This window comes from Bacillus sp. 05T31, assembly GCF_056396725.1.
This window is the reverse complement of the sequence record NZ_JBFTMA010001225.1, coordinates 1-654: the sequence shown is the minus strand read 5'-3', so window position 1 is coordinate 654 and position 654 is coordinate 1. Positions and strand designations below refer to the sequence as shown.

Here is a 654-nt window from a genome sequence, read left to right as displayed (position 1 = left end):
GCTTTATCAATCCACATAAGTGGTGTGTGAATGACAAACGGATAATCCATGGATAAATTTAATGTAACGTTTAACGATTTTACAAACACGTCACGGCAATCTGGATAACCACTAAAATCAGTTTCACATACACCTGTTACGATATGGTGTGCTCCAACTTGTTTTGCTAATACAGCMGCAAATGATAAAAATAGTAAATTTCGYCCATCTACAAATGTTGATGGCAATTCACCTTCTTCATGTGTAATCTCCATATCCGTTCTCGTTAACGCATTTGGAGCAAGTTGATTTAATAGGCTCATATCTAGTAYYGTATGTTTAATTCCTARCTCTTTCGCRATTTCCGCTGCACAATCAATTTCYAAYTTATGACGTTGATTGTAGTTAAATGTTACAGCTTCCACTTCTTCAAACTGCTGTATCGCCCAAAATAAACATGTTGTACTATCTTGTCCACCACTAAAAACAACAACTGCTTTTTCTTTTTTCATTTCACTCATTCTCCTTCTCTACTACGAATAAGAAGAAAGAACGTTCTTGAACTGTCACAATAAAAAAACAAAACAATACCTAATGATATTGTTGTTTCCATAGTTTTTTATAGAGGGAGTTCGCGAACCTCTCCCATGCATTGCACGGAATTTCTTCTTTCAT

General features: G+C 35.3%; 1 protein-coding gene and 1 riboswitch. The gene reads right to left on the bottom strand.

Annotated elements, in window-relative coordinates:
* On the bottom strand, nucleotides 1-491 hold a 491-nt coding region (gene queC, locus AC1DJR_RS32595; protein WP_477004526.1), incomplete at its 3' end, for a 7-cyano-7-deazaguanine synthase QueC.
* Between the two features lie 93 nt (nucleotides 492-584).
* A riboswitch (PreQ1 riboswitch) is annotated at nucleotides 585-628 on the bottom strand.
* Between the last annotated feature and the right edge of the window lie 26 nt (nucleotides 629-654).